This is a genomic window from Bacteroidota bacterium, from assembly GCA_037133915.1.
Lineage (GTDB): Bacteria > Bacteroidota > Bacteroidia > Bacteroidales > CAIWKO01 > JBAXND01.
Genome location: JBAXND010000047.1, coordinates 1 through 26,524, shown reverse-complemented (window position 1 = coordinate 26,524; position 26,524 = coordinate 1). Strand labels below are relative to the sequence as shown.

Here is a 26,524-nt window from a genome sequence, read left to right as displayed (position 1 = left end):
CGATAGAGTAAAAGCGGTTATTAAAATTTTAAGCTGACACCTGCATTGGGCATTATGGGCAACTGGTCAACGCGGGTATAGGTTATACGGTCGAAATAGAAAATATTGTCCCGGTTATATGCGTTGGTCACTCCAATATTGGCTTCAAGGGTGGAATTAGGGCCAAGCTCAAATCGCTTCTTCAGCGTAATGTCGAGACGATGATAATAGGGCAGTCTTCCCTGGTTCTGCTCAGCATAAATGATTCCGACGCTTCCGTTATCGGTTGTGTAATTTGAGTTGATTCCGTTTGAGAAATCGAGCAACTCATAAAATCCCTGAGTTTTGGTAAAGGGAAATCCGCTGCCAAGGTTCCAGCGGAGGTTAATGTCCCAGTCAAGGTTTCTGCCAAATGTATATGCACCAACAATGTTCACGTTATGCCTGCGGTCGTAATGCGGGACGTAGCTGGTGATACCATCAAAGCGGTGTATAAAGCCATAGGAATAGACTGCCCAAAGATAAAATTGATGATAATCCCATTTGAGTGAAACATCTATACCTTCGGCATCACCGGTTTCGATGATAAAATCTTTTTTCAGATAATCGGGTTTGCTTGAATAATCGCCGTTATCATCAAATATTTTATTATGATTGAGATTTGTGAGCTGATTAAATTTCTTATAATATCCTTCTAAATTCATCGTAAGGTTTTTCATCAGGTCGAATTCAAAACCCAGTATTAAATGCGTTGCTTTTTGGAGTTTATGGGTTACGTCTTTGCCATCGAATTTATCCTGAAGATTGTCGGGGCCTGAAAGAAAACCATAGAAAAGGTTCACCACATCGCGGTCGGAGCTAGCGCTGATTAGATTTTGTGAATACAATCCGCCGGCAAATTTTATCCTGAACCATTTTGTTGCATTAAATTTAAGCGAAAGACGTGGCTCAGGCGAGAAATTAGACAAAGAGGCGTATTCATGTGCTCTGAAACTCGGTTCAAAGATGAACTTCCCTTTTACCCATTTATACTTGATAAAACCGGCAAATTCAGTGGTAGATTCAGCCTGTGTTATAAGTCGGTTTGCTGTATTATAGAAATTAAAATCTGTTTTAAATCCCAGCAATTCCACCCCATATATCAATGTGTTTTTTCCGGAAAAATATGTGAAATTTAATCCCAGATTAAATCCGTTTACCGCACTCGAACGCGGCAGTGCTGTCGCGTCTGTAAGTGTCATTTTGTAAGATGAGTAAGCAATTGTGCCATCAACCAGCATCGATGATTTGGCCGGAATGACTACAAAATTGGCACCTCCACCATACGACACCCATTTGAAATCAGAAACAGAACGGTAGCGCACACGGTCGTCAAAACGAAATCCAAACAGGTTGACTTTGCTGCCGTTAGCCGCATTCAAAGAAACTTTTCCGTAAAGGTCGGTGTAATCAAACGGCAATCCTGCGGTATCAATATATTGATAGAGATATTTTGAGGTTTCTTTTAAGTATGAATTCTTTGCAGAGATGATGTACGATGCACTCCCTTTTGAATCATCCGTTTGTTTTGAAAAAGGCCCTTCCACCAGTAATTTTGCACCAAACGTATTTAAATCAACCTTGCCGGCAAATCGTTTTTTATTGCCATCACGTGTAGTTATGTCCATAACGGATGAAATACGCCCGCCGTACTCGGCGCCGAAACCTCCGGTATAGACATCGGCAGTGCGTAAAATATCGGTATCGAATACTGAAAAAAGCCCAATAGAATGAAAGGGATTATAGATTATCATACCATCAAGCAGTACCATATTCTGAATCGGAGAGCCACCACGGATGTATAATTGCCCTCCCTGGTCTCCCGTAAAAATTACACCGGGCATTACCTGTAAGTATTGTGCTAAGTCTGCTGTACCACCAATGGTAGGAATCTGGCTGATTTTTTTTGGTGTAACCGTTATTACGGATGTTTTGGTTTCTGTTTTTGCTTCCTGATTTTCGGCATTCACATTTACACCGACAATTTCTATGGATGCTTTGTCCAGAAAAAGCTTTTGCTGAAGAATTTGACCTTTGGCTATGCTGATATCCATTTTAAGCGTGTCGTACCCTATAAAGGTGACCATCAGGGTATAGTTGCCTGCAGGAACCTGTGTAATTGCAAAGTATCCGTTTACATCGGTTGTCGCGCCAAGCGTGGTTTTTGCCAGATAAACACTGGTGAAAATAACCGGTTCGCCGGTGGTTTTTTCGTAAACAAATCCTTTAACAATGCCTTGTTGAGCAGATGTGTGGCTGGTAAAACAAATCAGGCAAATAAGTATCGTGAGTAAAAAATAGTTCGATCGGCGCATTATTTATTAGATAAACTGGTTTAAATGAATTTGCTGTAAAATTATTAATAAACTGATAATATCGGGAAGTTATTGTATGAAAAGTTTTTTTCTCATAAATCCTTGTTAACAGTATTGTTCAAATAATAATTTTCATGCCGTCACTGACGTTATCTATAAAAAGTAAATTTGCCGTCAACAAATAGAAAAGATGAAAAAAGTACTTTTGGTTTTTATACTTGTGGCATCTAGTGTTATTGCCCTTGCACAGCAGTCGGAACAGTTCTCTACCAATTATCGTATGGGGCGGTGTAATACAAAGATGTTTTGTCCGCGTAACGCTATTTTTCATGAAACGAACTGGGACTTTTCGCGTCTGGGAATAAATTCCATTAAATGGGACCACATCCTGAAATGCGGCGATCGCTCTATGGTGAGTTTCTGTCTTGGCATTAACTACTTTACTTTTCCCAAGGTTTATGGCGCCGGAGTTCCGCTGGAATTGAATCTGCTGATTGGTCGTTCCGCTTTATTATTTGAAATGGGGCTCGGAATAAACTATTTGTATTTCTATAAAAACTATGAGAACGGAGTCCGTTACACCGACAATGTGCATTGGGGCGCAATAACGGGTCGTTTGGGATTTCGGTATGAGGCCGAAAAAAGTTTGTTTTTGCGTGCAGGCTTCACACCCATGTATGCCGTTGTTGGCAATAACGATGTGCCTTATTTTGGCGGAAAGCCCATGTTCTGGATGGCAGGTTTGGGTATAGGCTATACCTTCAGGTCAAAATAAACGCTGCTAAATGCAGTATTAGTGAAGAATTTTATAAACCAGTTCTTTCATCAGGTCGCCATCACTTGTAGTTCCCGTGTCAACGCCTTTTGATTTAATATCATATTCACGCATCAGCGAAATTATTTTCACCAATTTCCCCATGGAATAATTCTTTGCTGCCGATACATAATCGTCCACAAAAAATACACTTACGCCTAATTCTGATGCAACTGAATTTTTTGATTTATCCGTAAGCTGGTGGTACATGATTAGTTTATTGAAAAAGCCAAAGAGTGTGGGAACCACTTTTACCAATGGATTTTCTTTTTCATTTTTTGCAAAATGGCGGATTATAAGATTCGCTTTATAAACATCTTTTTTTCCTAATGCTTTTGTGAGTTCAAAAATATTGAAATCTTTACTGATACCTATATTTTGCTCAATGTGGTCGGGAAGTATTTCAGTTCCTTGCGGAAGGGTAATAATAAGTTTGCTTAATTCGTTCACAACCTTCGACAGGTCGGTGCCAACTGATTCTGCGAGCAGATAAGCGGCCGGTGGAGAAATTTTATAGTTGCGGTCTCTGAGGTAATTTACAATCCAGGGTTGCACCTGATTGTCATAGATGCGTTTTGATTCAAACAAAACGGCCGTTTTATCAATAGTCTTTGAGAATGATTTGCGCTTGTCGAGGGTTTCATATTTATAACAAAACACCAGAATTGTTGATGGTAGTGGATTTGCAATGTACGGCGCCAGATTTTCAATGGTCTTCTTCAAATCCTGCGCTTCTTTTACAATGACCAATTTGTAATTAGCCATCATCGGAAAGCCTTTTGCATGGCTGATTACGGTTTGCATGTCAACATCTCTTCCGTAAAGAATGGTCTGATTGAAATCTTTTTCGGATTCATCCAGTACATGCGCCTCCATATAGTCGCTTATGGCATCAATGTAATAAGGTTCTTCGCCCGTAAGCATATAAACAGGATAGTAAATCTTGTTTTTGAGGTCACTTAAAATTTCATCGTAACTTTTCATTCGTGGATGTTATCAATCATCAAAACGGAGATGTTTTACTGTGAGTCCGTTATTCATAAGGAGGTTCAGTGAATCAATGCCAATTTGTAAATGTTCTTCGGCAAAGCGTGCAGTCACTTTTTTATCACTCTCTTCTGTTTTAATGCCGGTTGAAATCATGGGCTGGTCAGAAACAAGCAGCAAGGCACCGCATGGAATGTGATTGGCAAAACCGGTGGTGAAAATCGTCGCCGTTTCCATATCAATGGCCATTGCACGAACTTTACGCAGATAATTCTTGAATTCTTCATCATGCTCCCATACCCTGCGATTAGTGGTATAAACAGTTCCTGTCCAGTAATCGCGGTTGGCTTCGCGAATACTGGTGGAAACGGATTTTTGAAGGCTGAAAGCAGGCAATGCCGGCACTTCGGCAGGAAAGTAATCGTTTGAAGTTCCTTCGCCACGAATAGCGGCAATCGGTAAAATTAAATCACCCAATTCGTTCTTGGGTTTCAATCCGCCGCATTTACCCAGAAAAAGACAGGCTTTCGGTTTTACCGCACTCAGCAAATCCATTACAGTGGCCGCATTGGCGCTTCCCATGCCGAAATTCACAATCGTGATTCCGCTGGCAGTAGCGCTGGGCATTGGTTTGTCAAGCCCCATAATGGGCACATTCATATGCAGTGCAAAAAGCTCTACATACTTCTGGAAATTCGTCAGCAGCACGTATTTTCCGAAATTATCCAGCGTTGTTCCGGTATAGCGTGGCAGCCAGTTCTCTACAATTTCCTTTTTTGTCTTCATCCGTTAAATCTAAATATTGTATAAATTTATGGCAAATTTAAACCTTTTCCTGATTTGAAGGAGATGATACAGTTGAATCTGCCGGGATATGCCTTCAGGTTGAGGAATAGCAACGGCTGCGACGAAATATTCGATGCATTTCGCAAAAAATTTGTTGCCCTAACTCCTGAAGAATGGGTGCGGCAAAACTTTATACGTTATCTGGTTGAAGAAAAAAAATATCCCGCCTCACTCATCATTCCCGAGCATGCCATAAAAGTGAATAAAATGAACAAGCGGTGTGATGTGGTGGTGCATGATACCTCGGGAAAGCCTTTGCTTATTGTGGAATGTAAATCACATACAGTTAAAATATCGCAGGATGTTTTCGACCAGATTGCCCGATATAATATTAAATTGAAAGTGCCATATCTGATAGTTACAAATGGCCTGGAACATTATTGCTGCCTGATTGATCATGTTGAAAAAAAATATTCGTTTATGAAAGACATTCCGATGTACAGTGAATTATAGAATTATTTATTGTTTTATTAATTACCTTTACATAGTAAAACTATTGCCATTATGAAAAGATACTACCCGTTCTTCATCTTGCTGTGCGCACTTGCAATTGCTGTTAACGGCCAATCATTACAGCAAAAACAGCAACATAAATTCATGCTTCCCGTGAACTCAGGAAGTAATGACTATTTAGCCGGGAAAATTATTTTTAAAGTCAGTCAGGCATTTGCAGGCCAATGTTCGCAAAACAGTATTGATATTCCCGCGCTTAACTCGGCACTCGCTATTTTGGGAGTAACGGATTTGGCGAAGAAATTCCCACGCCATTCCCCACCTCTGAAAAAAACAGACCGTTTCGGAAATAGTCTGGTTGACCTGAGTACGATTTACGAATGTACTTATACGAAAAATATTTCAATAGAAGCGGCTGTAAATACTATCATTGCAACAGGAATAGTGGAATATGCTCAACCTCATTATCTGGCAAAAATACTGGATACCGTTCCAAATGATCCTCTGGTTCCGGCACAATACCATCTAGGACGAATTGATGCTTTTCCCGCATGGGATATCTGTAAAGGAGATTCAAATGTTGTGATTGGTATTGTTGACTGGGGAACCGACATTGACCATCCCGATCTGGTGGCAAATTTCAAATATAATTACAACGACCCCATCGATGGTCTGGATAATGATAACGATGGTTACATTGACAATTACCGGGGTTGGAACATGGGTATGAATAACAATAATCCGCAGGAAAATATTGACCATGGTACCCGTGTTTGTGGCATTGCTGCGGCAACCACTTCGAACGGGACCGGCGTGGCGGGCGTCGGCTTTAATTGTAGATTTCTGCCTGTTCGAATTGCTGATGCCAATAATCAGGGTTCCATGGCATACGAAGGTGTTGTCTATGCCGCAGACCACGGCTGTTCGGTAATAAATTGTTCATGGAAATCTACATTTTACCCGGGTGCTTTCGGACAAGATATCATGAATTATGCCAGTATCAATATGGATGCAGTAGTGGTTGCCGCTGCAGGCAACTCCGGCTCATGGGACGATTTCTATCCTGCCTCTTATGATAATGTGCTGAGCGTTGCAGGTACAACAGCTGCCGATACTATGTGGTCAGGTTCATCTTACAGCTATTACGTTGATATCTGTGCACCCGGACTCAATATAGAATCAACACAAAACGGAGGAACCTATGATTATGCACCCGGAACATCCTTTGCATCGCCAATTGTGGCAGGCGTTGCAGGTATCATGAGGTCATATTTCCCCGGGTGGAGTGCCATGCAAATAGCAGAACAGTTAAAAGTTTCAGCCTATAAAATTGATAACATCCCCGCGAATCTATCCAAAGCTGATAAAATCGGAACCGGCAGAGTCGACATGTACCGTGCCCTTACCGATACCTTGAATCCAGCAATCATTGCCCACAATATTCATTATGAAGATGCGAATAATCAGGTGTTTACGAAAAATGATACGTTACAGATAAGCTGCGATTTCATAAATTATCTTCACGCGTCATCACCGACAACATATGCAGTAATTACCTCCGACTCTCCTTATGTAAAACTGGTTGATTCTGTTTTTTCAATGGGCCAGCTGGGGCACTTTGCAACTGCCAACAATGCCGCTCAACCTTTCCGGATTCGCCTGCTTCCAAACATTCCTGCCGGTTATACACTGGGCTTTTATATCAAAGTTATTGATACCGCATTTACGGGAAAACAATTTTTTGCACTTAACGTGAATGACGATTATGTTACCATTGATACCAATAACATTGCGCTTACCGTTACCAGCAATGGTATGATGGGATACAATAATGGTAATCACATGCAGGGCGTTGGATGTACATATAATAACAACCCGTCGTTGCTTTATGCCGGAGGTTTGTTGCTGGCGATTTCTGCTACGCAGGTTTCGGATGCCGTATATGGCTTCAGCGGAGGCTATGATAATGATTTCTTTTCGGTTGATAATGCTGCACCTGTTGTTCCTTCTGTAGTTTCCGATTTTGATGTACACAGCCGTTTCAATGATTCATTGGCTGGTGCTGCAAAACTTGGTGTTACAGTTGACCAGTATGGGTATGCATGGAATTCGCCTGCCGATTCAAAATACATTATCATTGAATACGTGATTCACAATACCCGTGCTATCGATCTTCAGGGATTGTACGTAGGGCTTTTTATGGATTGGGATATTGAGCAGGGTACTAAAAACAGCATTTCGTTCGATGCTGTAAATCGCATGGGATATACATTCCCTTACTATGGTGGAACGTATGCGGGCATTCAACTGCTGAGTCAGGGCACAATTTTTCACTATGCGTTTGATTCCGACGGAACCAACGGCAGTCTAAATATCGATGACGGATTTTCCGGATATGAAAAGTACTTAACGCTAAAAACCAATCGTGCCGAAGCCGGCGTATTTGCCCCCGGAAATGATGTGGCCGATATGGTAAGTACCGGTCCATTTACAATTGCAGCAGGCGATTCGGTTACTGTAACTTATGCCATTCTTGCTGGCAATCATCTGGCAGACTTGCAGGCTTCTGCTGCCGCGGCAAATCAACGGTACAATTATTCAGGCTTGTCTCATTATACTCCTCAGAGTGATGCTCCTGCAATGAGCGTTTATCCAAATCCGGCATCAACCGGCACACTTATTACGGTCAATCTTCCTCATTCAGCACAAGGCAATATTTCTATTGTTGATGGTTTTGGAAAAGTAATCACTACTGTAAAATCAGGGAGTTTAAATGCAGGTGCTCAAACCTTCACTGTAAACACTGTCGATTTTCCTGCCGGATTTTATTATGTCCGGTTATCGGCAGACGATATCCAAATTAGCCAAAAATTGGCGGTTATAAAATAAGTTGACTTCAAAAGGTGTTCTGACATTGAGCCTGAAATCGGAGGGTAAATACGCCGCTCCTTTAGTGTGGAATTTGAGTTCGGTTCGTTAGCTGTCGGGATCAATGGGTTTTATTCCCTGCTGCTATGCGGCGAATCCTGTTCCGCCGGGGACGGTGGCGATTTTTGATACCCCGCCGCAGAGCGGCTGGGAGCATCATTTTTAAAGAGAAATTTTCTTAAATCTTTAAACAAAAATTATCAATGGGATAGTGCAGTTTACTCATATCCAAAAAATCTACGGATTACTGATGTTAATTAATCTTGAGATGGTAATTATTCAGATGTTCATTTCTCTCTATGTTGCCGGTTATTTGAACCAAGGCTGCAATTTTTTACCGCATGGTTTGTCTAAAAAGTTTATTTTTAGTATTCGTTGTCTCTCCCAATCACTCTGCCCTAACTTTGTGTCAATTCAATAAACTGTAACTACACATAGTAAAACTATTGCCATTATGAAAAGATACTACCCGCTCTTCATCTTGCTGTGCGCACTTGCAATTGCTGTTAACGGACAATCATTACAGCAAAAACAGCAGCATAAATTCATGCTTCCCGTGAACTCAGGAAGTAATGACTATTTAGCCGGGAAAATTATTTTTAAAGTCAGTCAGGCATTTGCAGGCCAATGTTCGCAAAACAGTATTGATATTCCCGCGCTTAACTCGGCACTCGCTATTTTGGGAGTAACGGATTTGGCGAAGAAATTCCCACGCCATTCCCCACCTCTGAAAAAAACAGACCGTTTCGGAAATAGTCTGGTTGACCTGAGTACGATTTACGAATGTACTTATACGAAAAATATTTCAATAGAAGCGGCTGTAAATACTATCATTGCAACAGGAATAGTGGAATATGCTCAACCTCATTATCTGGCAAAAATACTGGATACCGTTCCAAATGATCCTCTGGTTCCGGCACAATACCATCTAGGACGAATTGATGCTTTTCCCGCATGGGATATCTGTAAAGGAGATTCAAATGTTGTGATTGGTATTGTTGACTGGGGAACCGACATTGACCATCCCGATCTGGTGGCAAATTTCAAATATAATTACAACGACCCCATCGATGGTCTGGATAATGATAACGATGGTTACATTGACAATTACCGGGGTTGGAACATGGGTATGAATAACAATAATCCGCAGGAAAATATTGACCATGGTACCCGTGTTTGTGGCATTGCTGCGGCAACCACTTCGAACGGGACCGGCGTGGCGGGCGTCGGCTTTAATTGTAGATTTCTGCCTGTTCGAATTGCTGATGCCAATAATCAGGGTTCCATGGCATACGAAGGTGTTGTCTATGCCGCAGACCACGGCTGTTCGGTAATAAATTGTTCATGGAAATCTACATTTTACCCGGGTGCTTTCGGACAAGATATCATGAATTATGCCAGTATCAATATGGATGCAGTAGTGGTTGCCGCTGCAGGCAACTCCGGCTCATGGGACGATTTCTATCCTGCCTCTTATGATAATGTGCTGAGCGTTGCAGGTACAACAGCTGCCGATACTATGTGGTCAGGTTCATCTTACAGCTATTACGTTGATATCTGTGCACCCGGACTCAATATAGAATCAACACAAAACGGAGGAACCTATGATTATGCACCCGGAACATCCTTTGCATCGCCAATTGTGGCAGGCGTTGCAGGTATCATGAGGTCATATTTCCCCGGGTGGAGTGCCATGCAAATAGCAGAACAGTTAAAAGTTTCAGCCTATAAAATTGATAACATCCCCGCGAATCTATCCAAAGCTGATAAAATCGGAACCGGCAGAGTCGACATGTACCGTGCCCTTACCGATACCTTGAATCCAGCAATCATTGCCCACAATATTCATTATGAAGATGCGAATAATCAGGTGTTTACGAAAAATGATACGTTACAGATAAGCTGCGATTTCATAAATTATCTTCACGCGTCATCACCGACAACATATGCAGTAATTACCTCCGACTCTCCTTATGTAAAACTGGTTGATTCTGTTTTTTCAATGGGCCAGCTGGGGCACTTTGCAACTGCCAACAATGCCGCTCAACCTTTCCGGATTCGCCTGCTTCCAAACATTCCTGCCGGTTATACACTGGGCTTTTATATCAAAGTTATTGATACCGCATTTACGGGAAAACAATTTTTTGCACTTAACGTGAATGACGATTATGTTACCATTGATACCAATAACATTGCGCTTACCGTTACCAGCAATGGTATGATGGGATACAATAATGGTAATCACATGCAGGGCGTTGGATGTACATATAATAACAACCCGTCGTTGCTTTATGCCGGAGGTTTGTTGCTGGCGATTTCTGCTACGCAGGTTTCGGATGCCGTATATGGCTTCAGCGGAGGCTATGATAATGATTTCTTTTCGGTTGATAATGCTGCACCTGTTGTTCCTTCTGTAGTTTCCGATTTTGATGTACACAGCCGTTTCAATGATTCATTGGCTGGTGCTGCAAAACTTGGTGTTACAGTTGACCAGTATGGGTATGCATGGAATTCGCCTGCCGATTCAAAATACATTATCATTGAATACGTGATTCACAATACCCGTGCTATCGATCTTCAGGGATTGTACGTAGGGCTTTTTATGGATTGGGATATTGAGCAGGGTACTAAAAACAGCATTTCGTTCGATGCTGTAAATCGCATGGGATATACATTCCCTTACTATGGTGGAACGTATGCGGGCATTCAACTGCTGAGTCAGGGCACAATTTTTCACTATGCGTTTGATTCCGACGGAACCAACGGCAGTCTAAATATCGATGACGGATTTTCCGGATATGAAAAGTACTTAACGCTAAAAACCAATCGTGCCGAAGCCGGCGTATTTGCCCCCGGAAATGATGTGGCCGATATGGTAAGTACCGGTCCATTTACAATTGCAGCAGGCGATTCGGTTACTGTAACTTATGCCATTCTTGCTGGCAATCATCTGGCAGACTTGCAGGCTTCTGCTGCCGCGGCAAATCAACGGTACAATTATTCAGGCTTGTCTCATTATACTCCTCAGAGTGATGCTCCTGCAATGAGCGTTTATCCAAATCCGGCATCAACCGGCACACTTATTACGGTCAATCTTCCTCATTCAGCACAAGGCAATATTTCTATTGTTGATGGTTTTGGAAAAGTAATCACTACTGTAAAATCAGGGAGTTTAAATGCAGGTGCTCAAACCTTCACTGTAAACACTGTCGATTTTCCTGCCGGATTTTATTATGTCCGGTTATCGGCAGACGATATCCAAATTAGCCAAAAATTGGCGGTTATAAAATAAGTTGACCGCAATGAACGTTTTGACAATAACGGTGAAATTGGGTTTATTTACTATGGCAAGCTCAACTTCAGGCCGAAGAAATTAATAAGAAAAAATACACGCAACATTTCAGCGAAAATTCTCGTAGAAATCGAAATACCTCGTCAAACAGCAATATTACAGCCATGAAAAAGAAAAAAATGTTGGTAATCGTCGCTTTTTCTCTCGCGTGTTTAGTTGTCTTAGGAAGTTGCAGCCATCGTTGTACGGCTATGAGATACCACAATCGTGATGTTAAAATGGGTATTGCCCATTAACCCTTATCGGGCAGGTTTCTTATGACTCTTATTAAGGGAACCGTCTGTTTTCCTCATTATTAAGTTTTTTTGAATATTTTTGTGCCTGGTTTATGCAACCATTTACCTTATTTTTATGTCATAGTGAAACTCATTTTAAATTATCATAATGGTTATAACTAGATTTTTCCGTCTATACATGTTGCTTGGCATTGCCGCGCTGATTTCATGTTCTGGTCTGAGTTACGGGCAATTGTCTGTTGTTGAGGGTAGTGGTCTCAGCATGACGCCATCACAGCTGGTTCAATCAATACTTGTTGGAGGCGGTGTAACGGTTAGCAATGTTACATTTAACGGATCGGGCGGAAATATCTCTTCCACCCAGCTGGGGTCTTTTTCAACAGCAGGTCTTGCCACCACACAGCTTGGGTTTTCAAGCGGAATAATACTCACAACCGGCATGTGCTCCACCGCCATCGGTCCCAATTCAAGCGGTAGTGCAGGCTCACCTACAAATACCGGCAGCGATCCTGATTTAGCCACTATGGTAACCCCCAATCAGGTCTATGATAAAGCAATTCTTGAATTTGATTTCGTCCCCATTGCAGATACTTTGCGCTTCAGGTATGTTTTCGGTTCCGAAGAGTTTGATGAATTTTGTAATACAACCTTCAACGATGTATTTGGCTTTTTTGTAAGTGGTCCCGGACTGAGTGGTCCATTTAGCAATAATTCCGTGAATATTGCACTCATGCCCGGTTCATCACAGTATGTTACCATTGATAACGTGTGTAATACCGGAGGCGTGTCGTGGAGCAACAACAATGGCGTTTATTATCAATATGACCGGCTTACCAATGTTTTCACAGCCAAGGTAATTGTGCAGCACTGTCAGCAATACCATATTAAAATTGCTGTTGGCGATGTCGGAGATGCTTCTTATGACTCCGGCGTTTTTATTGAAGCAAATTCTTTTTCAACCAATGGATTGAGTTTTGAAACCTCATACTCTTCAAATATTGATACCGTTGCTGTTGAGGGGTGCAATGATGCAATCGTCAGTTTTCTGTTGGCGTATCCGGCAACGGATACCATCGTTGTAAATTATCAAATTGGCGGTACGGCAGTTGAAGGACTCGATTATCCGATGGTTCCCGACAGCCTGATTATTCTTCCCGGGCAGGATAGCGTTAGTTTTACCATCGCTCCGTTTGCCGATGGCATTCCCGAAAGTCCCGAATCTGTTATCATTTCTTATTTGAACTCTGTATGCGGAACCTTCGATACTATTCTTATTCTGATAAAGGACTACACGCCAATAAACACTGTGATGTCGCCTGATGTAGTACATTGTGATGGCACGGCTGCCAATATCGGCGTCACCGCCACAGGCGGCTATCCACCGCTGAATTATATCTGGGATAATGGTGCCGGAACAATTGCTTCGGCCACAGTTACGCCTGCAACACCAACCATGTATACGGTGTCCGTTTCTGATGAATGCAATTTTATTTCTGTCGATTCGGTTATGGTAAGTATCAGCAATCTCGCCGGTGCGATATCTTCGGTTGATTCAGTGTCGTGTAACGGGTACTTTGATGGCTCTATAACAGCCACAGCATCAAACGGCATTCAGCCGTATCAATACATCTGGGCGCCCTCGGGCGATACGACTGCCACTACCGACAGTCTTGCCGCAGGTACTTATTTCCTGACAATAACCGATGATATTGGTTGTACGGTTACCAACTTTGTTATTCTTAGTAATCCTCCGGGTATTACATTGCAGCTTACACCAACAGACGAATCGTGTCTGAACAGCTGTAATGGTAACATAGCTGTACAGGTTACAGGCTTGCAGATTCCGCCGTATTCTTACATTTGGAATACTACTCCGGCGCAAACCGGGGCAACCGCTAATAGCTTGTGTGCCGGAAATTATCAGGTTACGGTAACTTATTCGCCCAACAACTGTATGGTTACCGGAAGTTCTGCAATATCAACCAATACGCTGCTCGATGCCTCATTTACCGAATCACCCATTACAGGTTATGTGCCTTTTGATGTAAACTTCACATTCGACGGGTACGGCGCTGCTACTTATAGCTGGGATTTTGGTGATGGCGGCACTTCTGATCTTCAGAATCCGATGCATACCTATACTGTTATGGGAACTTACACCGTGACACTTACAATAAACAGCGGTTTGCCCGATAATTGTACCGATGTTTATACCATGACTGTCGTAGCCGTTCAGCCATCGAGCATAGTTGTACCAAACGTGTTCTCACCCAATGGTGACGGTCAGAATGATTTCTTCCAGGTGCAATCGGAAGGCGTACAGACCATGCATGTAATTATACACAATCGCTGGGGCAAACAGGTGTACGAATATGAAACATCAAGTGGTGTTTCAACATCTAAAACGGTAACCAAATTATGGGACGGAACCAGCAAGGGCGGCGGTCAGTGTGCTGACGGAACTTACTTCTATATTCTCGAAGCGAAAGGATATGACGGTAAGGAATACAACACTCAGGGTACCGTTACGTTGATACGATAGCAGTTATTTTTTACGGATAATAAATAATCCGTCGCGCAGGGGCAGAAATACTTTTTCTGCCCTTGTGTCTTTTAACACCATCTCGTTGAATTTCATAATTCCTTGTGTTTCCTTATCGGGATGGCTGCCCGGATTCAGCACTTTTCCACCCCATAATACGTTATCGGCAAAGATGTAACCGCCGCTGCGAACGCGGTCAAATACCAATTCATAGAATGCAGGATAATGCTCCTTGTCGCCGTCAATAAAGGCCAGATCATAAATGAAATCGAGGTCGGGAACTACTTCAAAGGCATCTCCGATATAAATTTTAATCTTATCTGCCAATCCTGATTCGTTGAAATACTGCTGTGCCATGTCCTCAAATTCAGGGTTCATTTCAACCGTGTGAACCATTCCTTCGGCACTTATGCCCCGTGCAAGGCAGATGGCAGAATATCCGGTAAAAGTTCCAATCTCTAATACTGATCCAGCTTGTATCATCGCGCAAAGCAATTGCAGCAGCTTTCCCTGCACCGGCCCCGAAATCATCCGGGGGTTGATGGTGGTGAGGTGAGTATCGCGACGCAAACGTTGAAGCAGCGTGTCTTCAGCATCTGTATGCGCTTCGGCATACGCCTGTATTTCTTCAGGAATCATTTCGCTGTGGTTGGTAAATAACTGTTGAAAATCGTAAAGGGTCAAGAATAGCCTGAGCCACATCCAGAACCTGTGTCGCCGTAATGCCGTCAATTTTATCGCAAACAGCGCCAATACTGTCAATTTGCCCGTAAGCCATCATGCTTTTCCCGGCACCGAGCATATTGTTCAGGTTCGATTCGAGCGATATGGCAAGCTGTCCTTTAATCTGTTGTTTGGCACGATGCAGCTGCAATGTGCCAAGTTTTTCTTTTCTGAGATTATTGATTTCACGCATAATGAGCCGCATTGCTTTTTCGCAATCTCCATTATCGGTGCCGAAATAAATACTAAAAATTCCGCAATCGCTGAAAGGTGCAAAGTTAGATTCAATGTTGTATGCCAGACCGTGCTTCTCTCTGACACTCATGTTCAGCCTGGAGTTCATGCCCGGACCACCCAGATAATTATTAAGCAGTGCCAGCACGAGCCTGCGCGGGTCTTTCTGCGAACAGGCCGGAATGCCTGTAACGCAATGTGTCTGACTGATATCTTTTTCAATGATAAGCGTTGTGGGCGTATACTGAACCGGTGGCTTTCGCTTTGTTACACTGCTATAAGGAAGTGGTGCATTAAAATATTTCCCGATGGTTTTGAACGCCACGTCAGGATTTACATTGCCCGTGATACATATAAGGATGCGCCCCGAAATATAATTGTGAGAAATGAAATTTCGAATGGCTTTGGCATTGATTTTTTTAACAGTTTCGGCTGTTCCGAGAACGCTGCGCCCCATCGGATGATCACGGAAAATCTGAGCTTCAAAATCTTCGAAAATGCAGTCGTCGGGAATGTCGCGGTAATAATTGATTTCATCAATTACCACATCTTTTTCTTTGCGTATCTCTGCCGCAGGATAAACGGAATGAAATAAAATATCTGAAAAAAGTTCGGCTGCCCGGTCTAGGTGCGGACTGAGAAACGAAGCATACAGACAGGTGTCTTCCTTGCCTGTAAAGGCATTCATTTCGCCACCTACATTCTCCAGACAACTCAGCACATGATGTGCTTTGCGTTTTCGCGTGCCTTTAAAAATGATGTGCTCAATGAAATGCGCCATACCATGTTCATCAAGTGCTTCATCGCGTGAGCCCGCATCAACAAATAAACCAAGATGTGTAATCGGAGAATTCACCGGTTGCACCACTACGCGTATGCCATTGTTCAGGCTAAATACTTTATATTCTTTTATCATTGTAAATACAAAAATACGGCAATTCTCTCCCATTAACACACATTTATCCTTATTAACGCCAATTTTACGCCAATTTATAGTTGATATTTTTGGTGAAAAATACTTTTCCTTAGAAAGTTATTAGAGGATTTTCAGGCTACTTTTGCTGCAAATAATTTTGTAGGAATGATAACTAAGGAAATTAAAAGCATTGGGATATTTTGTGGTTCTGCTTTAGGCAAAAATCCGGCCTACGCGGAACGGGCGAAATTGCTCGGAAAGCTACTTGCCGACGAAAAGATACATCTGGTTTATGGTGCCGGAAACGTTGGCATTATGGGCGTTCTGGCTGATGCGGTGCTTGATAACGGAGGAACCGTTACCGGCGTCATCACAAAAAATCTGGTGGATGTTGAACTTGCTCACGACCGCATTACCGAAACGATTATCACCGATACACTCAGCGAACGCAAATCCATTATTGAAGGAATTTCAGATGCCTTTATTGCACTTCCCGGCGGCTATGGCACCATGGACGAATTTTTTGAAATGCTCACGCTGAATCAGCTTAGCATTATTAAAAAGCCAATCGGGCTGCTGAATACGCTTGGCTTCTTCAATCCGTTGATTGCAATGTCGGAACACTACGTGAATGAAGGCTTTGTGCGACCCGAGCACAAGAATATTTTTGTTATTGACGAAAATGAAACTAATCTGCTGCACAAACTGCGCACTTCCGATTTGGTTGAAACAGCGAAGTGGCTGGAAAATTTTAAAACCGAAAAATTTTAACAATGTCAGCAATCACCTTAGTTTTATCAACGCTCATCTTTTCTTCAGTACAGATGAATGATATCCAAAAAACACAACCTGCCGACAGCGGCAAAAAAATTCAGCAAACGGTGAATATTGCTCATCGTGGCGGTGCGGGCATCTCTGCTGAAAATACATTAGGCGCATTTAAAAAAGCGGTGGATATGAAGGTTGACTGGATTGAGATTGATGTGCGTCAGACAAAGGACCGTATTCCGGTTGTTATTCATGATGCCCTGCTCGATCGCACTACATCTATGAATGGCAGCGTTATTAACCTTACATATCAGGCAATACAGCAGGCTGATGCAGGCTCCTGGTTCAATATTTTTTTTAAAGGCGAAAAAGTACCATCCCTTGAAGATGTCCTGAAAACCGTCAATGCAAAGACAAAGCTGTTGGTTGAACTCAAAGAAAATAATCATACTTCGCCCGGAATTGAGAAAAATGTCGCGGCTCTGATAAAAAAATACAACGCATACAGCTGGGTCACCGTACAGTCGTTCGACGACCTTGCGCTTGCCAATATGCACAAAGCCGACTCTGCCATAACGCTGCAAAAACTGTATGTCGGGAAGTTGCCGTTATTTCCGGTGTATTATGATACAAAGCTCACACTGCGGCAGCCAAAGTGGTTTGAATATGCTTCTGGTATAAACCTGAATAAAACCTTTGCTACACGCCGCGCCATTCGCAGGATTCACAAACTAAATAAAACGGTATTTGTTTGGACGGTCGACAATCCGGCTGAAATGAAAAAGATGATTCGCCGTGGTGCCGACGGCATTATAACGAACCGACCCGACATCCTGAAAAGGTACATCGTGCGCTGATATCCCTGCTTTACCCTGAGCCTACCGAAGGGCTGTCGAAGCTTACGGATTCTTCGGTCGCTGAGTTTCGGTCGTTGAGTCCGTCAGCCGACAGATCGAAGCACCGAAACGCCAATACTGTTATTTCATGCCATTGCGTTATATTTGCAGACAAGTTCTTAATTTCTCCTGAAGGAGTTTAATTATTTTTTGCTATGGCAGTTAACAGTTCCATCCCTAAAGGCACGCGCGATTTTGGTCCCGACGAAATGGCACGCAGAAATTATATTTTCGATACAATACGCGCCGTTTTCAAACTCTTCGGTTACCTGCAGATAGAAACTCCTGCCATGGAGAACCTCTCTACACTTATGGGTAAATATGGCGAAGAAGGCGACCGTTTGATTTTTAAAATACTCAATTCGGGCGATTTCATGAGTGGCATCAATGCTGCCGACGTCACAAACTTACCGGTAGCAAAACTCACAAACCGCATCAGTGAAAAGGCGTTGCGCTACGACCTTACCGTTCCGTTTGCACGCTTTGTAGTTATGAATCAGTCTAAGATTTCGTTCCCGTTTAAACGCTATCAGATACAGCCTGTTTGGCGCGCCGACCGACCCCAAAAAGGCCGTTACCGTGAGTTCTATCAGTGCGATGTGGATGTAATCGGCAGCAATTCGCTTATCAACGAACTGGAACTGATTCAGATTATCAACGAAGTGTATAAACGCCTCGGACTGGAAGTTGTCATTAAAGTGAACAACCGCAAAATATTGAAAGGTATCGCCGATGTGCTGGGCGAACAGGAGAAATTTGTAGCCATTGTTACAGCACTTGATAAAATTGATAAAGTCGGTAAAGCCGGCGTTTTCAACGAGCTTAGAACAAAAGACATTTCAGAAGATTCGATTGCACGACTCGATAAATTTATTGAGGATGCTTTTGGCGAAAATGATAAAAACGGCCTGCTGACCAACACTGCCTTATTTGATGAATCGGAAGCCGGCAGGGCAGGGGTGAAGGAGATGAGTGAGCTTTTTGCTTTGTGTAAAAATCTCAATATTGACAATGTTGAGTTTGATTTCACGCTGGCACGCGGACTGAATTATTACACAGGTACCATCATTGAAGTAAAGGCAAAAGGTATGGAATTCGGCTCTATCTGCGGAGGTGGACGTTACGACGACCTTACGGGAATATTCGGTATGCCGGGAGTTTCGGGCGTGGGTGTATCTTTTGGTGCCGACCGCATTTACGATGTGCTGCTTGAGCTAAATCTCTTTCCGGAAGATATTACATCGGCCGTAAAGCTGATGTTTGTGAATTTTGGAGGCGAAGAAGAGCAATACGCACTTAAAATTCTTGCTGCTTTGCGCGAAGCAGGTCTTAGTGCCGAGCTTTACCCCGATGCTGCCAAAATGAAAAAGCAGATGGCTTATGCCGATAATAAAAAAATCGGCTTTGTGGCACTGGCCGGCAGCGACGAAATGAAGTCGGGAAATGTTACCCTGAAAGATATGAAAACCGGCGACCAGAAAAAGGTAAGCGTGCATGAACTGATGAAAATTTTGCTTTCGTAATTATTCGCGTTTTTTTTTATCTTTGAACTCCTCAATTGCCCATTTATGTCTAACTGGATTCTCAAATTCAAGATAAAAATCAACAGGGCCGGGCTTTTAGCCTAATCTCCGGAAATGCTGCCTGTGTGCGGCTTTCCATTTCAAATTCCGTTTTTTTGGTGCGCCGCTGTGATTGTAAACATCAGCTTTTGCTGCGTACTGTTGGCTTAGGGGCGAATGCCTTTCACCCCTCGTAAAGAAATATCATTATTATTAAACATAAAAACATACTGACATGACATTAGTTATCAAAGGTGCCGGACTCACTATTGAAGATGTAGTGAACGTAGCACGCAACAATGAAAAAGTGGAGCTGCATCCCGATGCTGTTGAACGTATCAAGAAATGCCGCACCATGCTTGAGGCAAAAATCGAAGCCCATGAAATCATGTACGGCATCAACACAGGTATCGGTGAGTTCTCAGAAATTGTTCTGAACGACGATCAGGTGAAAGATTTTCAGAAATATCTTATTTACAATCATGCTGCCGGCATTGGCGACGCTGCTCCTCTGGAGCATGTGCGCGCTGCCATGGTAAGCCGTATCAATGTGCATGCACACGGCAATTCGGGCTGCCGTATAGAAATTACCCAAACACTGGTTGACATGCTGAACAAAGGCGTTACGCCTTTTGTATGCGTCAAAGGTTCCGTCGGTGCCTGTGGCGACCTGGCACCTATGTCGCAGATTGCGCTGCTGATGATGGGCGAGGGGCATGCCTTCTATAAAGGTGAGAAACTTACCGGAAAAGAAGCCATGGCAAAAGCCGGCATCCCTGTTCCCGGACTAGAAGCACGCGACGGACTTGCTACCATCAATGGCTCCAATGTTATGACAGGCATGGGCGCGCTGATGATTTATGATGTCAACAACTGGCTCAAGCAGGCTGAGATTGCCTGTGCCTTATCACTCGAAGCATTGAAAGCAAACCTGAAACCGTATAACTCCAGAATACTTGAAGTGCGCGGTTTCGCAGGCGGCGTAAGAAGTGCTGCAGCCATCCGCAAAGTTACAGCCGGCGGCGACCTTGCCGAAGGTCGTATGAAGGTGAAAGTGCAGGATGCTTATTCCATGCGTTCCACACCGCAAGTAATTGGTGCAGCCCACGACGCAGTTGCATTTGCTCGTGCTCAGGTAGAAATTGAACTGAATGGTGTCGGCGACAATCCTATCTTTTTTGCCGACGAAAAACTGGCCCTTTCGGGAGCTAACTTCCAGGGCTCACCGGTTTCTTTGCCCATGGATATGGTGGGTATTGCTGTAACTATGGTAAGTGTACTCAGCGAGCGCCGCATGAACCGCCTCAATAATCCCGCACTCAGTGTTGGCTTACCGCCATTCCTGACCAAAGGTGCCGGTATGTTTTCAGGGTTGATGCTCAGCCAGTATACAGCCGATATGCAAATCGTTGAACAGCGTATTCTCTCTGCACCTGCTTCCATTCAGTCTATTCCGGCTGCTGCCGATCAGGAAGATTTCGTTTCTATGGGCATGAACACCGCGCTGAAAAATCTTCAGATACTCGACAACGCTTATGGTATATTGGGTATTGAGTTTATGGCTGCTGCGCAGGCGCTTGATCTGCGTGAGAAGTTCGAAACACCTTATGCATTTGGAAAAGGCACGCAGGTGGCCAAAGATACCATCCGCAAGCATGTCGATTATCTTGACATTGACAGGCCGCTGTATCCCGATCATAACGCTATGAAAGAACTGGTAAAAAGCGCAGAGATACTTATTGAAGTTGAAAAAGCTATCGGAAGCCTTGAATAGGCCGGGCAGGCGCATAAAAAAAGCCATCCTTTCCGGGATGGCTTTTTTTATTGGTGTGAATGATCAACCGAAATGACTTGCAGTGCCGGCGGCAAGAATCAAAATGATGATGCCGATAAGCATGAAAACAATGCCGAGGATCCAACCTACGGTTCCGAGAATACTACCAACTTTGGCCAGTGTAAGTGTGCCTTTTGAGTATTTTTCGGGTGCGCTGGCATACAATTTCTTGGCTTTGCCGCCCATAACCATGGCAAGAATGCCAAAAACGATTCCAATGATGCCTGTAACGATCCCAACAGCGGGAACGAAACCATACCAGCAGAATACAATCGAAATAATACCAAATACAAGTATCATAACTGCATTCGGTAATTTTTCCAGCTGCGGTGCAGGTGTAGGGTTCTGATTTTCCATGTTTTTTAATAGTTTAATTAATAATTAAAAAGTTTTAAGGATACGAATATACAAACTTCTTTTAAAAATGAATCAAAAGTTTAGACTTATTACCAAAAAATGAATGATTAAGTTATTTGCAGGATTCAATGATGGAATAGATGTTATGAATATCATTATGTATCTTTGTGCCGCCTGTTATTCCATCAGGCCTTGACAGGATGATTATTATGAAGAATGAACCCGGTAATACACGCTTTTTAAAACTTCTTTGCATCATCACTTTTTTATGCAGCGGGTTTTTTATTATCGCATCCATTGGCGCACTATGCGGCTTGTTTATGTTTTTTGGAAAGTCAATTGAGCTGGCGGCCCCCATCGTCGAAAATCCAACAGCAAAAACAACATTATTTTTCTTCTCATTTCTGTTGGGACTGTTCATCATTTCTTTTACAGGAGCGGTAATGATGTTCCGCAGACGCAGGACCGGTTTCGTATTATATTCCATTGCAAACGGACTGTTGCTTTCACTGCAGATTATTTCACTCATGCTTGTATATAACGGCTATAGCCTGATTGCTGCGGCACTCAGCACCTTGTTTATTATACTGTATGCGTCGCAGCTCCGGAGGATGGTGCGCTGGTAATCCCCGATATTGTTTTAATTGCACAGTAAATTGCAAACAATAATAATGAAGAACGTTTTCAAAAAGTTCGCATTCTTACACTGTCCCTTTTTTCAATGCTATTGTTTATATTTGCTACGGATTAATCTGTGCGGAAGCATTAATACGTTATAATGGAACAGCAAGAAGTAATATCACAGGAAAAAAGATCAGGACGTCCTGTATTTTTATCGGTACTATCGATATTATCATTTATCGCACTGGCGCCGCTGATTGCGATTTTTCTGTATGCTCTGTGCTTTCCTGCTTCAGCCCTGCCTCTGGTGAGCGATTCGGGGGTTGATATGAACTACGTCAACCGGGAGCTTTTTATTCTTCTCTGTGCAACAGGCGTGGTGGTCTGCGGCCTGATTCTCTGGGGTATTTTACTGATGTATTTTTTGAAATGGGGCGGATTTTTCATGTTTGCCATCCCATCGGTTATTTTACTGGTTATTGAAATTACTGCAACGGCACTAACCGGTGATATGTTAACCGGTATCATTGCCTTCATCAATCTGTTTATGATAATCAGTTTTGCAATCATGCTCAGACCTATCAGAAAAGCAAATCATGAGCGAAACTAATTTAGAAAACAGCACTGAAGCCTTCGTCCGCCCACGAATGCTGAAGGTTCTTTGTGTTCTTACGTTTGTCTGGAGCGGAGGTATTACACTATTCAGTGCAGTGGGATTAGTTTTAACTGACAGGCTGATTCGTATCCTTACACAGCTTTTTCCGAAACTCGAAGAAGTCAGCATCAACCTTCATTTGCTCATGATGATGGGCTGCCTGATGTTATTAATATTTTCCGCTGCCTCTGTTTGGGGCGGTATTCTCATGTTGCGGATGCGCAAAACAGGATTTGTAATTTATACAATCGCCAACGGCCTTGTTATATTATTACAGATATTTTTGAAAATTTCCCCGACAAATGTTGGCTTTGCTTTGATTTCACTGGCATTTATACTGATGTACGCCCGTTATTATAAAACAATGAAATGATATGGATGATAACGTGAAACAATATAAACCAACGCTTCTGCGCTTTTTGTGCGTACTCACATTTATTTGGAGCGGATTGTGCATGTTTGCTGTCATTTCTGTTTTTACGCGGGGCTACCCGCATATCTTTTTCAGCAGCATTCCCGTGCTCGATTCTATCATTACTGAAGATACTCATGGCAATAATTTTTATCTTCTCACAAAGCCCGTTCTGTATGCTCTTTCAATTGCAGGAGCCGCAGTAATGTGGACGCTGCGCTCCAGCGGCTTCTATATGTATCTGGGAGCTCAGATAGTGTTGTTGGCTGTTCCTTTTATTTTTCTCTCTCATCTCGGAATTAACTACCTTCTGGTAAAATTCTTCATCGACCTGATTTTTACAGCTCTTTTTATAATGCTCTATGCATTTCAGATGCGTAGAAAGCAGCCCTGACGGACTCCGGGGTTCATGCCCATGATTATTTATGGAATTTATAATCATCATGCAATTTCCTGCAGGCAATTCAATAATTCCGCGTTCAAAAAATTCCGCCTGAAAAATTTTAAATCCTGAATTCTTTATTTTTAGTTATTCATTCCTTAATTTCCACCGTCTAATCACCTCCCTCGCGATACGCTATTTGTCCTGATTTTGCTTCTGAAAGGGATTTACAGAAACATTTGCACCGGACGACCGTAGAAAAATTATAAAAATACATACAAAATGATAAATATTATCGACAAACAACCAATTAATACGAAAAAAACGTATATTTGTATTGGCTTAGCACGATTTTTGAAGACAATAAAATATTTTTCAACATATTGATAAACAGTTAGTTTTTTTTATTACTACTTTTACTATAGCAGCTCAGGAATAAGCCAATTATGACACGTTCAATCAGGAATCTTCTCGAAAAGTTGATGGGTATCAAGGCGGAGTTCAGCCTTGAACACCGCTTCCTGAATTTTGCTTGTTTCTTTTCCTTTATCGCGAACTTAGTGAGTTTTGCAGGAAAGGCCATCCTTGGTTTCAGCGCATTTCTTTTAATTGTTACTGCGGCCGGAGCGGTTGCATTTGCCGCACTTTTCTACGTCTCCCGATGGCGTAAAAAATTTGAATCAACAATTTATCTTTACTTTTTTGTAATGTCTGCGGTTCTTACCCTGGTATGGTTTTCCAATGCAGGAACGGCAGGTCCGGTACTGTTCTATTATTTCTCACAAATGATGCTGCTCATGTTTTTGCTGAGTGGCGTAAATAGGGTGTTAGCGCTATTTTTCGTTTTTATTAATGTAATTGTGCTGATGGTAATTGAATACCATGAACCCCGCTTGATATTTCCATATCCCAATCTTACTGACCGCGTTGTTGACGTTGCCATTGGTATTTTCTACAATTTCTTCATGATAATTGCATTGGTGCTTTATGCCAAAAGGAATTATAGAGATCAGAAAGCAATGACCGAAATGGCGGTCGATAAGCTTCGGCGTGAGCTGGATGAAAAAAAGACCACAGAAGAACAACTCAAGAGACAGAATAATTTTATAATGAGTATTTTTTCTGCCTCACCGGGAGCCATATTCAGTTTGGATCTGAACGGAAAATTTGTTGATTGTAACCAACGCGGACTCGGAATATTTGGCTTTGCCACCAAAGAAGAAATCAGCGGTATTTATCTTTCCGATTTGCTTACTGACAGAGAGAAAGAACATTTGGAATCGCAGATATCGCAAACACGCGAAAGCGGCTCCACCCAGGATGTGCACTACCATATATTATCGGGCACCGGTGAGCGAATGGTAATAGGACTTTCGCTGAGTCTGGTGCGTGACGAAACCGGCCTGCCTTCGTTCTTTACAGGCGTTACCAGCGATGTTACCGAGCAAATGATGGCAGAGGGAAAACTGGAATCGTTCAGGGTTGATCTCGAAAAAATGCTTCGTGAACGCACCGACGAATTGCAGGTTGAACTAACATTCAGAAAAAGAGCAGAACTGGAACTGGTTAAAAAACACAACCTTTTTAAAAGTGTTCTCGACTTCTCTCCAAAAGGGGTCGCTATTACCGAGCACGATGGAACCATTATGGATTGCAATCGCGCCATTGCCGACTTGCTGAACACATCTTCCAAAGAAGGTGCCATCGGCGGAAATTTCTTTGACTTGCTGCTGACGAATAGCAGCACTGAAGCAAAGGACAGAATACGCGGAATGTTGCTCAATGGCTCTGATCGCAATGTTGAACATCAGTACGCAAAACCGGACGGAACACTGGCTTTTGTTGATTTAAAAGCAGGTGTTGTTAAAGATAATGCCGGAAAAGTATTGTACTATATTTTAATGGCAACAGATATCACCGGGCAAAAAGAATATGAGAATAACCTTCGTCAAACCTCCGATAAATTATCAACGCTGAATGCTACCAAAGACAAGTTCTTCAGCATTATTGCCCATGACCTGAAAGACCCCTTCAATGCCATTATTGGCTTCTCAGATTTATTGTATAAAGAGTTCGATAATTTTAATGAAGACGAGAAGCGAAGCTTTATTAAGAATATAAAAGAATCAGCCGAGAGCGTGTATAAACTACTGCAGAACCTGCTTGAATGGTCACGTTCACAAACCGGCAAAATGGATTACCGCCCGATTCCCATCGACCTGCAGGTGCTGGTAAAAGATGTTATCATGCCCATCAAACCTCAGGCTGATAATAAAAGCATCGCGATTATCCCCGGTATCGAAAACGATGTATTGGTGTATGCCGATGAGAATATGCTGAAAACCATTTTGCGTAATCTGATTTCAAATGCAGTAAAATTTACTTACAAAGGCGGTTCTGTGAGCATCACTTCTCAAAAATCGGAACGCCTTACCGCTAACGGCGAGCATATGGTGGAGGTCTCAATAACTGATACCGGTATGGGTATTCCATCGGAGTATATTGATAAACTGTTTAAGTTAGACGAAAAAATAAAATCAAGAGGTACCAACGAAGAGCAGGGAAGTGGTCTTGGGCTTATCTTATGTAAGGAACTCATTGAGAAAAACAAGGGTACCATTTCTGTAAAAAGTGAATTCGGAAAAGGAAGTGAATTTATTATTTGCTTGCCCG

At 42.6% G+C, this 26,524-nt stretch carries 21 protein-coding genes; 14 read left to right on the top strand and 7 right to left on the bottom strand.

Annotated elements, in window-relative coordinates; genetic code table 11:
• Positions 1–20 precede the first annotated feature (20 nt).
• Complete coding sequence (locus WCM76_13535; GenBank protein ID MEI6766650.1) at positions 21–2,333, bottom strand: TonB-dependent receptor; 2,313 nt, start codon at positions 2,331–2,333, stop codon at positions 21–23.
• A gap of 190 nt (positions 2,334–2,523) precedes the next feature.
• Here WCM76_13535 and WCM76_13530 point away from each other — a divergent pair, with 190 nt between their 5' ends.
• Entirely contained in the window at positions 2,524–3,108 is a 585-nt protein-coding gene (locus tag WCM76_13530) for a hypothetical protein (GenBank protein MEI6766649.1), read from the top strand.
• 18 nt (positions 3,109–3,126) lie between these two features.
• Here WCM76_13530 and holA read toward each other — a convergent pair whose 3' ends face one another.
• Together holA and WCM76_13520 are read right to left on the bottom strand one after the other, a co-directional pair.
• A complete protein-coding gene (gene holA / locus WCM76_13525; protein MEI6766648.1) occupies positions 3,127–4,131 on the bottom strand; it encodes a DNA polymerase III subunit delta in 1,005 nt (334 codons plus the stop codon).
• Between the two features lie 12 nt (positions 4,132–4,143).
• Positions 4,144–4,920, bottom strand: coding sequence for an AMP nucleosidase (locus tag WCM76_13520; protein ID MEI6766647.1), 777 nt, complete (start codon positions 4,918–4,920; stop codon positions 4,144–4,146).
• 63 nt (positions 4,921–4,983) lie between these two features.
• Here WCM76_13520 and WCM76_13515 point away from each other — a divergent pair, with 63 nt between their 5' ends.
• From WCM76_13515 to WCM76_13500, 4 genes are all read left to right on the top strand, one after another.
• The gene (locus WCM76_13515) at positions 4,984–5,433 is read left to right on the top strand and encodes a type I restriction enzyme HsdR N-terminal domain-containing protein (protein MEI6766646.1); all 450 of its coding nucleotides are present in this window, start codon (positions 4,984–4,986) and stop codon (positions 5,431–5,433) included.
• Between the two features lie 51 nt (positions 5,434–5,484).
• On the top strand, positions 5,485–8,322 hold the full coding sequence (locus tag WCM76_13510; protein MEI6766645.1) for a S8 family serine peptidase: 2,838 nt from the start codon (positions 5,485–5,487) through the stop codon (positions 8,320–8,322).
• Between the two features lie 493 nt (positions 8,323–8,815).
• Entirely contained in the window at positions 8,816–11,653 is a 2,838-nt protein-coding gene (locus WCM76_13505; protein MEI6766644.1) for a S8 family serine peptidase, read from the top strand.
• A 444-nt stretch (positions 11,654–12,097) separates the two neighbouring features.
• Positions 12,098–14,491 carry a choice-of-anchor L domain-containing protein gene (locus tag WCM76_13500; protein MEI6766643.1) on the top strand — a complete coding sequence of 798 codons (2,394 nt, stop codon included), beginning with the start codon at positions 12,098–12,100 and terminating at the stop codon, positions 14,489–14,491.
• A 3-nt stretch (positions 14,492–14,494) separates the two neighbouring features.
• On the opposite strand, the gene WCM76_13495 is transcribed toward WCM76_13500, so the two are convergent.
• Both WCM76_13495 and WCM76_13490 read right to left on the bottom strand, forming a co-directional pair.
• Positions 14,495–15,130: an O-methyltransferase gene (locus tag WCM76_13495; protein MEI6766642.1), complete on the bottom strand. Its 636-nt coding sequence runs from the start codon at positions 15,128–15,130 to the stop codon at positions 14,495–14,497.
• The gene (locus WCM76_13490; GenBank protein ID MEI6766641.1) at positions 15,120–16,397 is read right to left on the bottom strand and encodes a pitrilysin family protein; all 1,278 of its coding nucleotides are present in this window, start codon (positions 16,395–16,397) and stop codon (positions 15,120–15,122) included. The genes WCM76_13495 and WCM76_13490 overlap by 11 nt, the downstream gene beginning before the upstream one ends.
• A gap of 132 nt (positions 16,398–16,529) precedes the next feature.
• Between WCM76_13490 and WCM76_13485 the strand changes: the two genes are divergently transcribed.
• A complete protein-coding gene (locus WCM76_13485; GenBank protein MEI6766640.1) occupies positions 16,530–17,135 on the top strand; it encodes a TIGR00730 family Rossman fold protein in 606 nt (201 codons plus the stop codon).
• Positions 17,136–17,137: 2 nt separating this feature from the next.
• Positions 17,138–17,989 (top strand): glycerophosphodiester phosphodiesterase family protein, encoded by an 852-nt coding sequence (locus WCM76_13480; protein ID MEI6766639.1) that lies wholly within the window; start codon positions 17,138–17,140, stop codon positions 17,987–17,989.
• A 10-nt stretch (positions 17,990–17,999) separates the two neighbouring features.
• Here WCM76_13480 and WCM76_13475 read toward each other — a convergent pair whose 3' ends face one another.
• Positions 18,000–18,143, bottom strand: coding sequence for a hypothetical protein (locus WCM76_13475; protein ID MEI6766638.1), 144 nt, complete (start codon positions 18,141–18,143; stop codon positions 18,000–18,002).
• A gap of 40 nt (positions 18,144–18,183) precedes the next feature.
• Here WCM76_13475 and hisS point away from each other — a divergent pair, with 40 nt between their 5' ends.
• Positions 18,184–19,551: a histidine--tRNA ligase gene (hisS, locus tag WCM76_13470; protein ID MEI6766637.1), complete on the top strand. Its 1,368-nt coding sequence runs from the start codon at positions 18,184–18,186 to the stop codon at positions 19,549–19,551.
• Positions 19,552–19,825: 274 nt separating this feature from the next.
• Positions 19,826–21,364 carry an aromatic amino acid ammonia-lyase gene (locus WCM76_13465; GenBank protein MEI6766636.1) on the top strand — a complete coding sequence of 513 codons (1,539 nt, stop codon included), beginning with the start codon at positions 19,826–19,828 and terminating at the stop codon, positions 21,362–21,364.
• 63 nt (positions 21,365–21,427) lie between these two features.
• Here the strand turns inward: WCM76_13465 and WCM76_13460 are convergent, their stop codons facing one another.
• Complete coding sequence (locus tag WCM76_13460) at positions 21,428–21,781, bottom strand: hypothetical protein (protein ID MEI6766635.1); 354 nt, start codon at positions 21,779–21,781, stop codon at positions 21,428–21,430.
• Between the two features lie 209 nt (positions 21,782–21,990).
• Here WCM76_13460 and WCM76_13455 point away from each other — a divergent pair, with 209 nt between their 5' ends.
• From WCM76_13455 to WCM76_13435, 5 genes are all read left to right on the top strand, one after another.
• On the top strand, positions 21,991–22,407 hold the full coding sequence (locus tag WCM76_13455; protein ID MEI6766634.1) for a hypothetical protein: 417 nt from the start codon (positions 21,991–21,993) through the stop codon (positions 22,405–22,407).
• A gap of 152 nt (positions 22,408–22,559) precedes the next feature.
• Positions 22,560–23,012, top strand: coding sequence for a hypothetical protein (locus WCM76_13450; protein MEI6766633.1), 453 nt, complete (start codon positions 22,560–22,562; stop codon positions 23,010–23,012).
• On the top strand, positions 22,999–23,430 hold the full coding sequence (locus WCM76_13445; protein ID MEI6766632.1) for a hypothetical protein: 432 nt from the start codon (positions 22,999–23,001) through the stop codon (positions 23,428–23,430). The genes WCM76_13450 and WCM76_13445 overlap by 14 nt, the downstream gene beginning before the upstream one ends.
• 1 nt (position 23,431) lies before the next feature.
• The gene (locus WCM76_13440) at positions 23,432–23,863 is read left to right on the top strand and encodes a hypothetical protein (protein ID MEI6766631.1); all 432 of its coding nucleotides are present in this window, start codon (positions 23,432–23,434) and stop codon (positions 23,861–23,863) included.
• A gap of 434 nt (positions 23,864–24,297) precedes the next feature.
• On the top strand, positions 24,298–26,524 hold a 2,227-nt coding region (locus tag WCM76_13435; GenBank protein ID MEI6766630.1), incomplete at its 3' end, for a PAS domain-containing sensor histidine kinase.